This window comes from uncultured Abyssibacter sp. (assembly GCF_964000955.1).
GTDB lineage: Bacteria > Pseudomonadota > Gammaproteobacteria > Nevskiales > OUC007 > Abyssibacter.
Genome location: NZ_CAXFCL010000291.1, coordinates 1 through 14,868 on the forward strand (window position 1 = coordinate 1; position 14,868 = coordinate 14,868).

11 protein-coding genes are annotated in these 14,868 nt (G+C 64.1%); 5 read left to right on the forward strand and 6 right to left on the reverse strand.

The annotated features are described in order from the left end of the window. From glyA to ABNS06_RS14010, 6 genes are all read right to left on the reverse strand, one after another. Positions 1–1,167: serine hydroxymethyltransferase (glyA, locus tag ABNS06_RS13985; RefSeq protein WP_348675210.1), on the reverse strand; the 1,167-nt coding region annotated here is incomplete at its 3' end. A gap of 155 nt (positions 1,168–1,322) precedes the next feature. Beyond that, complete coding sequence (nadA, locus tag ABNS06_RS13990; RefSeq protein ID WP_348675211.1) at positions 1,323–2,423, reverse strand: quinolinate synthase NadA; 1,101 nt, start codon at positions 2,421–2,423, stop codon at positions 1,323–1,325. Positions 2,424–2,484: 61 nt separating this feature from the next. Beyond that, on the reverse strand, positions 2,485–3,855 hold the full coding sequence (locus tag ABNS06_RS13995) for a hypothetical protein (RefSeq protein WP_348675212.1): 1,371 nt from the start codon (positions 3,853–3,855) through the stop codon (positions 2,485–2,487). Continuing rightward, positions 3,852–5,642 (reverse strand): aspartate--tRNA ligase, encoded by a 1,791-nt coding sequence (gene aspS, locus ABNS06_RS14000; RefSeq protein WP_348675213.1) that lies wholly within the window; start codon positions 5,640–5,642, stop codon positions 3,852–3,854. Before aspS ends, ABNS06_RS13995 begins: the two co-directional genes overlap by 4 nt. Positions 5,643–5,693: 51 nt before the next feature. Then, positions 5,694–6,341, reverse strand: coding sequence for a DUF502 domain-containing protein (locus ABNS06_RS14005; protein WP_348675214.1), 648 nt, complete (start codon positions 6,339–6,341; stop codon positions 5,694–5,696). Further along, positions 6,338–6,691, reverse strand: coding sequence for a zinc ribbon domain-containing protein (locus tag ABNS06_RS14010; protein ID WP_348675215.1), 354 nt, complete (start codon positions 6,689–6,691; stop codon positions 6,338–6,340). The genes ABNS06_RS14005 and ABNS06_RS14010 overlap by 4 nt, the downstream gene beginning before the upstream one ends. A 188-nt stretch (positions 6,692–6,879) precedes the next feature. On the opposite strand from ABNS06_RS14010, the gene ABNS06_RS14015 reads away from it, so the two are divergent. The 5 genes from ABNS06_RS14015 to ABNS06_RS14035 form a co-directional block, all read left to right on the forward strand. Next, entirely contained in the window at positions 6,880–9,336 is a 2,457-nt protein-coding gene (locus ABNS06_RS14015) for a DUF1302 family protein (RefSeq protein ID WP_348675216.1), read from the forward strand. Between the two features lie 228 nt (positions 9,337–9,564). Then, a complete protein-coding gene (locus ABNS06_RS14020; protein ID WP_348675217.1) occupies positions 9,565–12,045 on the forward strand; it encodes a DUF1302 family protein in 2,481 nt (826 codons plus the stop codon). A 77-nt stretch (positions 12,046–12,122) separates the two neighbouring features. Further along, complete coding sequence (locus ABNS06_RS14025; protein WP_348675218.1) at positions 12,123–13,466, forward strand: DUF1329 domain-containing protein; 1,344 nt, start codon at positions 12,123–12,125, stop codon at positions 13,464–13,466. Between the two features lie 92 nt (positions 13,467–13,558). After that, positions 13,559–14,569: a YCF48-related protein gene (locus ABNS06_RS14030; protein ID WP_348675219.1), complete on the forward strand. Its 1,011-nt coding sequence runs from the start codon at positions 13,559–13,561 to the stop codon at positions 14,567–14,569. Between the two features lie 56 nt (positions 14,570–14,625). After that, positions 14,626–14,868, forward strand: a 243-nt coding sequence (locus tag ABNS06_RS14035; protein WP_348675220.1) for a hypothetical protein, incomplete at its 3' end; no start/stop codon positions are given.

The following is a 14,868-nucleotide window of genomic DNA, read 5'->3' on the forward strand; positions in this document are numbered from 1 at the left end:
ATCGCAGATCCAGTGCGCGACGTTGCGCATGTCGTCCTCGCCGAATCCGCGGGTGGTCGACGCCGGCGACCCGAGCCGAAGTCCGCTGGTGACGCGCGGCGGACGCGGATCGTTGGGCACGGAGTTCTTGTTCACGGTGATGTGCGCCTGACCCAGCGTTTCCTCGGCGTCGTGGCCGGTCACGTTGCGGCCCACCATGCTGACCAGGATCAGGTGATTGTCCGTGCCGCCGGAGACGACGTTGTAGCCGCGTTCCAGCACGACCTCGCCCATGGCACGGGCGTTGACACGCACCTTGGCCTGGTAGTCCCGGAATTCGGGCTGCAACGCTTCAGCGAACGCCACGGCCTTGGCCGCGATCACGTGCATCAGCGGACCACCCTGCGTACCCGGAAACACCGCGGAGTTCAGCTTCTTGTAGAGATCCGGATCGCCGGCATCGGACAGGATCATGCCGCCGCGCGGGCCACGCAGCGTCTTGTGGGTCGTGGTGGTGACCACATGCGCATGCGGCAGCGGGCTGGGGTATTCGTCGGCGGCAACCAGACCGGCCACATGCGCCATGTCGACCATGAACATGGCGCCGACTTCATCGGCGATCGCCCGCATCTTGCCCCAGTCGATCTGACGCGAGTAGGCGGAAAAACCTCCGATCAGCATCTTGGGCTGCTCGCGGCGCGCGGTCTCGGCGATCTTCTCGTAGTCGATCAAGCCGGATTCCGGATCGATCTCGTAACTCACGGCATGGTAGTTCTTGCCGGAGAAGTTCGGCTTGGCGCCGTGGGTCAGGTGCCCGCCATGGGCGAGACTCATTCCGAGGAAGGTTTCACCCGGCTTCAGCAGCGCGAGAAACACGGCGGCATTGGCCTGCGCGCCGGAATGCGGCTGCACGTTGGCGTACTCGCAGCCAAACAGTTTCTTGGCGCGCTCGATGGCGAGTTCCTCGGCGACGTCCACATGCTCGCAACCGCCGTAATAGCGGCGACCGGGATAACCTTCCGCGTACTTGTTGGTGAGCAGCGAACCCTGTGCGGTCATCACCCGCGGGCTGGCGTAGTTCTCCGACGCGATGAGCTCGATATGCGCTTCCTGACGCGCGGCCTCGGCGTCAATGGCGGCGGCGAGATCGGGATCGAAGGCGGATAGCGTGGAGACGTTGCGCCACATATTGGGGAACTCCTGCGGAATGGATTACAAGGGCAACCCTGAAGGATTCGCGGCAACTTGGTGGTGCGAATCCTTCAGGGTTGCCCTTCATATTGTATCGCGCACCGTCAAGGGACCCCAGCGTGGGCCGCCGGCCGGTGCGCGGCTCGGGATCGCTATCGCGTGATACTGAGCATCAGGTCCAGCGCCGCCTTGGCGGGTTTGGCGACTTCGGGCGCCACCTGGATCCGGTTGACGACCTCGCCGGCCTGAATCGACTCCAGCGTCCAGGCCAGATGCTGCGGATCGGTGCGGAACATGGTCGAACACATGCACACCGTCGGCGACATGAACTGCACCGTCACGCCCTTGGGCTTCATCTCGTCATGCAGCCGGTTGACCAGGTTCAGCTCGGTGCCGACCAGCCAGTGCGTGCCCGGTTCAGCGGCGCGCACGGTCTTGAGAATGGTCTCGGTCGAACCGACAAAGTCCGATTTCTGACAGACTTCGAAGCTGTTCTCCGGATGCGAGATCACGAAACCATTCGGGTGCGCCTCGCGGAAACGGTCGATATGCGCCGGCTGGAACATCTGGTGAACGGAGCAGAAGCCCTTCCACAGGATCATCCTGGCGCCCCGGATCTGTTCCGGCGTCAGCCCGCCCATGGGCAGCATGAAATCCCAGACGACCATGTCCTCCAGAGGAATGCCCATGTCGTAACCGGTGTTGCGGCCGAGATGCTGATCCGGGAAGAACAGCACCTTCTCGCGCCGCGAGAAGGCCCAGTCCAGCACCCCGCGCGCGTTGGATGAGGTGCAGACGATGCCGCCATGCTCGCCGCAGAACGCCTTCAGGTCCGCGGCGGAATTGATGTAGGTGACCGGGGTGACCTGCTCGTCCGGATTGAGCACGGACTGCAACTCCGCCCAGGCCCGGCGGACATTGCGCAGATTGGCCATGTCCGCCATCGAACAGCCGGCGGCGAGATCGGGAAGAATCACGACCTGGTCGTCACGGGTCAGGATGTCCGCGACCTCGGCCATGAAATGCACACCGCAGAACACGATGTACTCGGCCTCGGACTCCGCGGCCATCGCCGAGAGCTTGAGCGAATCACCGCTGACATCGGCATGCGCGAACACCTCGTCGCGCTGGTAGTGGTGCCCGAGGATCATCAGTCGATCCCCCAGCGCCCGCTTCGCCGCGTGAATCCGTGCGTCACACTGCTGATCGCTCAGCGCAGTGAATGTGTCCAGTGCAAGCGCCGTGGCTGCCATGGTTTTTCCTCCCACGCCCTGATCGGGCGTCCAACCGATATCCGCTACCCGCGGACTACCGTCAAAAACGGCCTGGATTCAGGCCAGTTTCGTCGGACGAGTCGTCCTCGTCCTCCTCCTCGTCAACCTGGGGTTCGATCGTCACCGTCTCCGTCGCCTGGACGACGGTATCGTCCTCATTCGTGTAGGTCGCGGTCACGATGGACTGGCCAGCCTCGTTGAGTGCTGGGAAGAAACGGTTCGCCGTCAGGAACGTGTTTCCGAAAATCGCTACTTCATCATCATCCGTCACCCATCCCACGCTGCGAGTGATCGATTGCGTGAATGCGCCACTGTCGAAGGTGCCGGTCGCTTCGAAATCCAGCGACTCGCCGAACATGACCGTCGGAGCGTCGGGGGTAATGTCGAGACTGGTCAACGTCGCGTCGACCACGGTGACCTGCAACGGTGCCGAGGTGATTCCCGTGCTGAGATCAACTTCCTCGCCCTCTTCCGGCTCGTCGGCTCCGAAGGTGGCGGTGACGTCGGCCGGTCCGCCAGCGATGCCCGCCAGAATCAGGCTGGGGGCCGTTCCGAACGCACCAACGATCACGACCTCCTCATCGGAACTGGAGAAGATCACCTGCCCGTCCAGATCCTGCTCATCGCCATTTTCAAACAAGGCGAACGGGTACATGAACTCGGTTGTTCCGGACACCAGCTGCGTGGACTCTTCGTACTCACGCCGCAATTCGATTGCCTGCGGCACCGCCACCTGTACGGTCGCCGGTGCCGTGCTGCGTTCACAGAAATCCAGAGTGCCCACCGCTGTCACGTCGCCAACACCCTCACCCGTGAGCACACCGTTCGTGATGCCGCTCAACGTAATGTTTTCGATGGTGGCGACGTCCTCGGCCACAACGGTCTCATCGTCGGATTCGATGGTCCACTGCGTCAGGCCGGTCAGCCTGACCTCTTCACCGTCGATCTCGCTCACCACATTGATCGGGCGAGTGGACCCAACCGCGGTGGTGGACTCGGCGGGATCCACGGTGATCTCGCCCAGCTCGTTGACGACGATGTCCAGCCGAGCCTCCAGGCTCACCAGATTGGCGTAGACGCTTGCCGTGCCCGGCGCGACCGCGACCAACTGACCACGCGGCACGAAGGTGTCGCGTCCCGGAATCTCGATATCACCGTCGCCAATGCGCACAACTGACTCATCAGTGCTGCGCCAGGACGCCCGGGCGGTGAAGTTGCCGGAACTGCCATCGGAGAAGAAGGCCTGCACCGACAGCTGAGGGCGCGTGCACTCCGTCACTTCGAGGATCCCGTCCTCGCCTTGCAGGATCTCGATGTACTCCGGCCGATTGCCATCGCCGATGCCGTCGCAGCCGCTCAGCAGCAGCGCCGCAACGCCAATCGCCAGCAGGGGTGTTCCGATCTTTCTCACGCCTTCGACTCCTCGGTCGGTTTCGGACGTATCCGCAGACCCAGTTCCCGCAACTGGGCCGGATCCACGGCGCCCGGCGCCTGCGTCAGCAGGCAGCTCGCTGTCTGTGTCTTCGGGAACGCGATCACGTCGCGAATGGTCTGCGCGCCGGCCATCAGCATGACCAACCGATCCAGCCCGTACGCAATGCCGGCATGCGGCGGCGCGCCATGCGCCAGCGCCTCCAGCAGGAAGCCGAACTTGGCCGCGGCCTCCTCTTCGGAGATGCCGAGCACGTCAAACACGGCCGACTGCATGTCCGGATCGTGGATACGCACCGAACCGCCCCCGATTTCCACGCCGTTGAGCACGAAATCATAGGCCTGAGACATGGCCGCGCCCGGATCGTTCTTCAATGCCGCCGGATCCGGATCGGAGGGCGCCGTGAACGGATGATGCAGCGCCTGCCAGCGGTTATCGCGTTCGTCCCATTCGAACATGGGCCAGTCGACGATCCACAGCGGGAACCAGCCTTCCCCGGTCAGCCCCAGGTCACGACCCAGCACCAGCCGCAGCGCGCCCAGCGCGTCGTTGACCACGGTGGCGCGGTCGGCGCCAAAGAAGATCAGATCGCCCGTCTCCGCGGCGGTGCGCGACATGATGCCCGCCACGGCGTCATCGGAGAGGAACTTCAGAATCGGGGACTGCAACCCGTCACGACCGGCCGCCGCGTCACTGACCTTGACGTAGGCCAGACCCTTGGCGCCGTAGCGCCCGACGAACTTGGTGTACTCGTCAATCTGCTTGCGGGTCAGTGTGGAACCGCCGGGCACGCGCAGCGCGGCGACGCGACCCTTCGGATCATTCGCCGGGCCGGAAAACACCTTGAATTCGGCGTCGGCCACGAGGTCGGCAACGTCAACCAGTTCCAGCGGGTTGCGCAGATCCGGCTTGTCGGAACCGAAGCGACGCATCGCCTCGGCATAACTCATCCGAGGCATCGGATCGGGAAACTCGACACCCATCAGTTCGGCGAACAGGCCGCCGATCATGCGTTCGTTGACCGCGAGCACGTCGTCCATGGTCATGAACGAGGTCTCGATATCGAGCTGGGTGAATTCCGGCTGCCGGTCGGCCCGCAGGTCCTCGTCGCGGAAGCAGCGCGCCACCTGGTAGTAGCGGTCGAAGCCCGCGATCATCAACAACTGCTTGAACAGCTGGGGCGACTGCGGCAGCGCGAAGAACTCGCCCGGAAAGGTGCGACTGGGCACCAGATAGTCGCGCGCGCCTTCCGGCGTCGAGCGCGTCAGGATCGGTGTCTCGACGTCGAGAAAGCCCTGGCCGTCCAGAAACACGCGCAAGTAGGTGCTGACCTTGGAACGCAGCCGCAGGCGCTCCAGCATCGCCGGGCGACGCAGGTCCATGTAGCGATGCCGCAGGCGGACATCCTCGCCGGCTTCCTCGTCATCCAGCGGAAACGGCGGTGTCAGCGCCTTCGACTGAACGGTCAGCTCCGTCGCGTACAGCTCGACCTCGCCGCTCGCCAGCTTGTCGTTGACTGTGCCTGCCGGACGCCGACGCACGCGACCGGACACCGTAATCACGTATTCCGACCGCAGGCGCTCCGCCTGCGCGAACAGCGCCGGATCGTCGGGATCGAACACGACCTGCAGCAGCCCTTCGCGGTCGCGCAAATCGATGAAGATCACGCCGCCATGGTCCCGACGGCGATGAACCCAACCGGAAACGATGATGCTGGAGTCCAGATCGGCGGCCGTGACCTGACCGCAGTAGTGCGTTCGATACATGAAAGTCTAGGATTCCGGCGCCCGGGCGCCACGATTAAAAGGCCGGCGATTCTACCGTTGCGGCTGGGCGGCGTCGATCGGGGGTGGCTGCCTGGACGCCGCTTCGGGTCGCACCGCCCCCATCGAGATGATCAGTTGCAGGGCATCCTCGACCGGCATGTGCAACCGAATCAGCTCATCCTCGGCCGCCATCACCACGAAGCCCGAGGTCGGATTCGGCGTCGTGGGGATGTAGACCGTCGCCATGGATCGGCCGACATGGCGGTCCACCTCGTCCGGCGCTTCTCCGGTTCGAAAGCCGATGGCCCAGAGCCCGGGACGCGGGTACTCCAGCAGCAGAACCTCCCGAAACGCGTTGCCCTTTTCCGAGAACACCGTTTCGGCAACCCGCTTCATCGCCTTGTAGATGCTGCGCACCAGCGGCAGCCGCTCGACCAGTGACTCACCGATCCCCAGCAGCTTGAGTCCCAGCCAGTTGGCGGCCAGCGCGCCAGTGGCCAGCACGACCACGAGACTGAATACCAGCCCCAGCCCGGGCAGCGAAAAGCCGAGCCAGTTCTCGGGTTGCCAGGACGCCGGCAGCCACGCCAGCGAGTGGTCCAGCAGATCGAGCAGAAACCGGACGGCGAAAATGGTCGTGACGATGGGCAGCCAGATCACGACCCCCGCCAGCAGCCAGCGCTGGAACAGTCGCTTCACGCCGAGGCGTTCGAGGTTCCGGAAGACTTGGTTTCCGACGATTTGGAGCCCGAAGCAGACGAGGAATCACCACCCGACCCGCTCTTCGCTGCGCTCGACGTGTCACCGGACTTGGATTCCCCGCCTCCGCCCGACTTGTTCCCGTCGCCGGCGAGATTGCGCTTGCCGGACGATTTGAAATCCGTCTCGTACCAGCCGCCGCCCTTCAGACGGAAACCGGCCGCGGACACCTTCTTCTGCAGGGTCGCGGCATGACAGGACGGGCATTCGGTCAGCGGCACGTCAGACAGCCGCTGCAAGGCCTCCAGCTCGTGACCACACTCTCGGCAGACGTATTCGTAAATCGGCATCGATGGTTCTCCATGCCCCCGATGGGCGTGCGCAATGTGGGGGTGTCGGACGCTGAATCCAAGTGCAACCGCTTGCCCACGGACGATACCCCCAATACAGTCGACAGCATAAGGGGAATAGCGGCGTCAGACCGCCAACCCCAACAAACGGCTTGCCCACGGGCACCGGACAATAAGAGGAGACAGGGATGAGACAGCACCTACTGTCGATCGGGGGAGGCGTGCGTCTGCTGGGCGCGGGCTGGATGATGGCCGTTGCCGCCCCGGTTCACGCGCTGCAGTTCAACTTCGATGAGCTGTCGGCGACCATCAACACGTCACTGGAAATCGGCGCCCAATGGCGCATGCAGGACCGGGACAGCCGGCTCGTCGGCAAAGCCAATCTTGACCCGGAGCTCTGCCGCATCTCGTCCTGCCAGGGGCACAGCAACGGCTTCGACGAGAACGGGAATCCCGAGCCGGGCCTCGGCATCATCGGTGAAGGTCCCGACCGCAACCAGCGGGCGGTCGATGCCCCGGGGGTGTTCTCGGTCAACCACGATGACGGCAACCTGAACTTCGACAAGTACGACGTGACCCAGGGCCTCGTGAAGGTCTCCCAGGACATGACGCTGAACTTCGAGGCGTTCGGCCTGGACTGGAAGTTCTTCGGCCGCTACTACGGGCACTACGATTTCGCCAACTACGACCGGCCGGAGTTTCACCCCAACCGGATCACGCCCAACGCCATCAACAACAATCCGGACTCGGGACTGTTCCCGGACGACGACCCGCCGAACCGGCGCCTGAGCGTTGGCGAACCGGTCTACGTCGAACGCAACGACCGCCAGCAGGAACAGATCGGCCTGTCGTTCCAGGTGCTGGATTTCAATCTCAACACCCGCCTCCCGTTCATCGGTGATCGCGATCTCGACGTGACCATCGGCCGTCAGCTGATCAACTGGGGCGAATCCACCTATCTCGCGGTGGGGTCACTGAACACGTTCTCGTCACTGGACGTCAACGCATTCATGCGTCCCGCCTACCTCAACGTGGAGGAAACGTTCCGGCCGCTCGGCGCCATTTCCCTGAAGACCGACCTGACCTATGACATCGGCATCTCCGCCTGGTACGGCTACGAATGGGAGCCGGCGCAGGTCCCGCCACCCGGATCGTTCTTCTCGTTCGTCGACCTGGACACTCACAACTCGGCGGATTCCATCGCGATCAACTTCGGCAAGACCGCCGAAGACCCGCTGATGCTGGCGCTGGGCAACCAGACGCTGCTGGTCGCCCTCGCGGAAACCGGCACCACCGCCGAACTGCTGCCCCAGCGCGAGGCGAGTAACGGCGGCCAGTACGGTGCAGCGATGTCCTTCTACTTTCCGGACCTGTTCACGGGCACGGAACTGAACCTCTACTACGCCCGGTATCACAGTCGCCTGCCCTTCCTGTCCGCCTACGCGGGCTCGGTCGGCTGCCTGGAGAACACGGTGCCGACAGGCAGTCAGGTGGTGGACACGGTGAATGTCTTCACCGACTGTCCAACAGCGCACCTCCAGTCCGCGTTGTGGGCCATCGCCACGGGAGGCGACCCGGCCAACGATCCCGGCGGCGGCGCCCCGGAACAGGACACGGGCCGCCAGACCAACCCCGATGGGTACGCGACCCCGGGTCAGGGCGGCACCGCCTACCCGCTGGACACGGTCAAGTTCCAGCTGGAGTACCCGGAGGACATCGACCTGTTTGGCTTTTCGTTCAACACCGCGATCGGCGATGTGTCGTTCCAGGGCGAGATGGTTTATCGCCCGGAGGATCCCTTGCAGGTCTCCGCGGTGGATGTCGGCTTCTCGGCATTGCAGACGGTGTTTCCATCCGGCTGCTCGGCCGATCCGACCGTCTGCACGCCAGGAGGGCCTGAAGACTTTCTCGATGTCTCGCTCCCGGGCCTGGGCAACACGGTGACAACCATTACCGGCCAGTCGATCGTCGGCCCGTCCTATCTGCTGGAATACCGCGGCGTGAACGGCTGGTCCGGCGCCGAGAACGGCCTGCAACCCGGTGACTACATCCGCGGCTATGAAGAGTTCCAGACCATCAACTGGATTCTCGGCGCAACCTACGTGCTCGGCCCGGGCAACTGGTTCGGAGCGGACCAGGCCATCTTTCTGCTGGAGCTTGGCGGCACGCACATTCTCGACCTGCCGCCGCTGGCGGAACTGCAGATCGAGGCCCCGGGCCAGTACACCCATGCCTCCGCCGGGGCGGACGGCTCCGGCGCGGACGGCAATCTCGACGGGCTCGCCAACAGCGGCTGGGTCGGCCCCTCCGGCGCCCGGTTCAACCCGCAGCAGGCCGATCCATCCCACTGGACGACACGCAATTCCTTCGGCTACGACCTGATCACCATCCTGCGCTACGAAAGCGTGTTCCCCGGCATCAGCTTCGAGCCGGTGATCCTGATCAAGCACGATGTCGCCGGCATCTCCCCGGGCCCTGGCGAGCGATTCGTGCAGGGCCGCCAGCAGTACTCGGTCAACGTGGAGATGCGCGTGCGCAACGCGCTGTCCTTCACCGCCGGCTACCAATGGTTCACGGGCGCCAAGGGCAACAACGTCCTCAGGGATCGCGATTTCGCTCAGCTTGGGGCCCGCTACCGCTTCTGACACAGGGCGTCACGGCCTGGACAGACTGCGCCGCGACTTGAGTCCATGTGAACGATCGTTTAATTTTAGATAACGACCTGTCAATCCTGTGGAGATGCGGTAGATTGGCGGGTGGTGGCGTGCGGCCATCGAGGCTGGTCGCACTCATAGGACAATCACATGGTCGGCTTCGGCATGACCAATAAATAACCCTGCCGCGGGACAGCGGCAGTGGCGGAGACAACAGAGATGGTCAAGCTGCGGAAGCTGACCGGCGGGCAGACACGCCGGCTTGCTGCGGTCATCGTGGGTGCGAGCGGAATGACGGCAGGAACACCGGCATACGCGTTGCAACTGGACTTCGGAGAAGTCACCGGCACGATCAACACGACACTGGAAGTCGGGGCGCAATGGCGCATGCAGGATCGCGACAGCCGCCTGGTCGGCAAGTCCAACCTGAACCCCGACCTCTGCGCGGTCTCATCGTGCCAGGGTCACAGCAACGGATTCGACGAGAACGGCAACCCGGAACCCGGCCTGGGCATCATCGGCGAAGGCCCGGGACAGAACCAGCTCGCGGTCGACGCGCCGGGCGTGTTCTCGGTGAATGCGGACGACGGCAACCTGAACTACGACAAGTACGACGTCACCCAGGGGCTGTTCAAGTTCTCCCAGGACATTTCCCTGGACTTCGACGCCCTCGGTCTCGAGTGGGAGTTCTTCACCCGCTACTACGGACACTATGACTTCGCCAACTACGATCGGGCGGAGTTCCACCCGAACGTCATCACCGAGAACGCGATCGCCAACAACCCGCATGCCGCCTTTCCTTACGGCCCGGGCGGGACCGGCAACACGCGGCTGAGTCGTGGCGAGCCTGTCTATGTCGAACGCAATGACCGCCAGCAGGAGACGGTCGGCCTGGACATGGAGTTGCTGGACTTCCGCCTGGCCACCCGCCTGCCGTTCTTCGGTGATCGCGACCTGAACGTGACCGTCGGCCGTCAGCTGATCAACTGGGGCGAATCCACCTACCTCGCGGTCGGCTCGCTGAACACCTTCGGCGCCCTGGACGCCAACGCGCTGAACCGTCCGGCGTTCCTGAACATCGACGAGGTGTTCAAACCGCTCGGCGCGGTATCGTTCAAGACCGACCTGACCTACGACATCGGCATCTCGGGCTGGTACGGCTACGAGTGGCAGCCCGTCGTTGTTCCGCCACCAGGCGCCTTCCTGTCGTTTGTCGATGTTGATACCAACAACTCCGCCGAGACGATTTCCGTCGGCTTCGGCAAGACGCCGGAAGACCCGAACTCACTGTCCATCGCGAACCAGGGCCTGCTGTCCGCGCTGGCCGAAACCAGCCTGACCGCGGATCTGCTCCCGCAGAAGGACGCCCGCGACAACGGCCAGTACGGCCTCGCGCTGTCGATGTACCTGCCCGACCTGCTGACCGGCACCGAGCTGAACTTCTACTTCGCGAACTACCACAGCCGGCTGCCGATCCTGTCGGCGTACGCGGGCGACATCGGCTGCCTGGAAAACGCCGCGCCCACGGGCTCCCAGCTCGGGGACACGCTGGCCTTCCTCACCGCCTGTCCGGGCGCCTCGCTGGACGCCGCGCTGTGGGCCATCACCTACCAGGGTGACCCGAACAATGATCCCAACGGCGGCGCCGCCGAGCAGGACACCGGCCGCTCCACGAATCCGGCGACCTACGCCACGCCGGGTCAGGGTGGTACCGCCTACCCGCTGGACACCGTCAAGTTCCAGCTCGAATACCCGGAAGACGTCAAGCTGTTCGGCATGTCGTTCAACACCGCCGTCGGCGAGGTTTCGCTGCAGGGCGAGTTCGTCTATCGACCGAATGACCCGCTCCAGGTGTCGTACGTGGATGTGGGCTTCTCCGCGCTAGCGACGCCCTTCCCCTCCGGCTGTTCGGCCCGCCCGCTGGGAACCGAACAATGCGTGCCCGGCAGCTCGGACGATTTTCTGGACGTTTCGCTGCCCGGCATCGGGAGCACGGTTACGACGATCACCGGCCAGGAATTCGTCGGCCCCTCCTACCTGCTGGAATACCGGGGCATCGACGGCTGGTCCGGTGCCGAGAACGGCCTGCAACCCGGCGACTACATTCGCGGCTACGAGGAATTCCAGACCGTCAACTGGATTCTCGGCGCAACCTACATCCTGGGTCCCGACAACTGGGTCGGCGCCGACCAGATCATCTTCCTGTTCGAACTGGGCGGCACGCATATTCTGGACCTGCCGGACCTGGACGAGTTGCAGATCGAGGGCCCGGGCCAGTACACCCACGCTTCGGCCGGCGCGGACGGCTCCGGCGCCGACGGCAATCTGGACGGGCTGGCGAACAGCGGCTGGGTGGGCCCTTCGGGCGCCCGCTTCAACCCCCAGCAGGCCAACCCCGACCGCTGGACCACGGCCAACTCCTTCGGCTACGACCTGATCACCATCGTGCGTTACGAGAGCGTGTTCCCGGGCATCAGCTTCGAGCCGGTGTTCCTGGTCAAGCACGATGTCTACGGCATTTCCCCGGGTCCGGGCGAGCGCTTCGTGCAGGGCCGCCAGCAGTATTCCCTGAACATCGAGATGCGCGTGAAGAACGCGCTGTCGTTCACGGCCGGGTATCAGTGGTACACGGGCGCCAAGGAAAACAACCTGCTGCGCGACCGTGACTTCGCCCAGCTCGGTGCCCGGTATCGGTTCTGAATGCCGCCTGCCCCACACACGTTGACATGCGCCGAAGCGAGATCGGCGCCCATCGAATTCATCTGAGGAGCAATCTGATGCGAACCACGCCATTCATTCTTGCCGGCGCGCTGTCGCTGGCAGCCCTGCCCGCCGTTGCCAAGGTATCCCCCGAAGAGGCGGCCAAGCTGGGCGGCGAGCTGACCCCGATCGGCGCCGAGAAAGCCGGCAATGCCGACGGCACCATTCCCGCCTGGGATGGCGGCCTGCCCAAGCTCGATATCTCGGAGCCGACGCACTGGGAAGACCCGTTCGCAGACGACGCGATCAAGTTCACGATCACCAAGGACAACGTCGACCAGTACAAGGACAAGCTGACCGTGGGTCATCTGGCCCTGTTCAACGCCTACGGCGACACCTACAAGATGAACGTGTACCCGACGCGGCGCAGCTCCGGCTTCCCCGAGGAGTACTACGAGTACACCAAGAAGAACGCAACCAACGCGACACTGGAAGGCACCGACCTGCTGCTGGGCGCCGAGGTGGGCTTCCCATTCCCGATTCCGAAGAACGGCGCGGAAGTTATCTGGAACCACCGCCTCAAGTACCGGGGCAAGGCGCAGCAGCGCTTCAACAACCAGTTCATCGTGCTGCCGGACGGTTCCTACACCCAATCCACGCTGCGTGAGGATGTGCTGTTCCCTTACGGCAACCTGTCCGGGGACCACGTGCCGATCAACGACAAGGACGACATCACGATCTACTACGTGGCCGAAATCCTGTCACCGCCCCGGAATGCCGGCCTGTTCCTGATGGCCTGGGAGCACGTCGACTACCGCAGCGCCTGGCTGTACCCGCCGGCCCTGCGCCGCGTGCGCCGCGCGCCGTCGGTCGCCTACGACAATCCGTACGAGGGCACGGACGGCAACCAGTTCTATGACCAGGTCGACATGTACAACGGTGCGCTGGATCGCTTCACCTGGAAGCTGATCGGCAAGAAGGAGATGTACATCCCGGTGAACTCGTTCGCGATGAACGAAGCGTCGGTGAAGTACGAGGACGTGATCGGCAAGAGCCACATCAACCAGGATCTTCCCCGTTACGAGCTGCGCCGCGTGTGGATCGTCGAAGCCGACCTCAAGGAAGGCACGACCCACAAGTTCGGCAAGCGTCGCTTCTACGTCGACGAGGACAGCTGGAACATTGTCGCGGTCGACTGCTACGACACCCGCGGCAACCTGTGGAAGGTGCAGGAAGGCCACCTGATCGTGGAACGCGGCCTGCCCGCTTCGACCACGGTGCCGGAGATCATCTACGACCTCCAGGCACGTTCGTATTTCGCGACCGCGCTGCGCTCGGAAGACGAGGCGAACAACCAGTTCGTCGACTACGACACCCGCTTCTTCGATCCGCGTGAGCTGAAGCGCCGCGCGACGCGATAGCACCACCGGCCGGGAGGCGCGGCAGCTGCCCGCCTCCCGGCATCCGTTGGCTTGCCTGCGGGCAATCAGGAACAGAATCAGGGAGATTCACCATGCGCAGCGTCTGGCTAGCCGCATTCCCCTTCGCTCTGGCCGGCGCCGCGTTCGCCGCGCCACAGGACGATCCGATCCAGCCGCATCACTCGGTGCTGTCGGCACTGGCCGATGACGGCATCGTGACCGACCTCGCCCGGGCCGGTGACACGCTCATCGCGGTCGGGGAACGCGGGCATGTACTGCGCTCCACCGACGGTGAAACCTGGACGCAGATCCCGATGCCGGTCTCGGTCATGCTGACCCGCGTGGAGTTCCTGGACGCGAACACAGGCTGGATCGGCGGCCATGACGCGACCATTCTCAAGACCGAGGATGGCGGCGAAACCTGGTCGTTGCAGAACTACCAGCCGGAGCTGGAACAGGCGGTTTACGACCTGCATTTCTTCGACGCCGACAACGGGCTGGCCGTGGGCGCCTACGACCTGTTCTGGCGGACCGACGACGGCGGGGACAGCTGGACCCCGGTCGACTCGCCGGTCGGTCAGGGTGAGCTGCACCACTACTCGATCACCGAACTGGCGGACGGCACGCTGCTGATCGCCGGCGAGCGCAGCATGCTCGCCCGTTCCACCGACGGCGGCGAAACCTGGGACCGCGTAGCCAGCCCCTACTTCGGCTCCTATTTCGGCGCCGTGCCCAACGGAGACACCGGCGCGATCATCTTCGGCCTGCGGGGTAACGTTTATCTGCTGCCGAATGTCGTGGAACTGCCCACGCTGGAACCTGACGAGTACGGTGAATACCCGCTGGGCGAGATGCCCGAGGGCGGCGCCACGCAGCTGACGTTCAACGGCAACGACTCGCTGTTCAATGCCTTCGTCGCCGACGATGGCCACACCTATTTCGTGGGCGTGAACGGCACGATCGTCCGCTATACCGAGGGGGAATCCGAGCTGGCGCGGGTTCCCGGCGGTGGCGCATCCGCGGTGGGTGATATCGATCAGCTGGACGACAACCTGGTGCTCGGAGGAGAAACCGGGCTGAACCACCTCGCAATCGGACGCTGAAGTCCGCAATCAGACCGGCGTGAAACCAAGCACGCCGTACAGGGAGTTTGGAGACTATGGCAGGCACTTCAGCGTCAACCGGCGGATGGACCGATCGGATCCTCCGCGTCGTCGAGCCACTGATCTACAGCAAACGCTGGGTCGGAATACTCTGGCTCACGGTATTGACCGTGATCCTCGGCTACCAGGCGGCCCAACTCCAACCCGATGCGGGCTTCGAGAAATCGATACCGCTCGAACACCCGTACATGAACGTGTTCAAGCAGTACCAGGCGGAGTTCGGCGGCGCCAACTCCGTG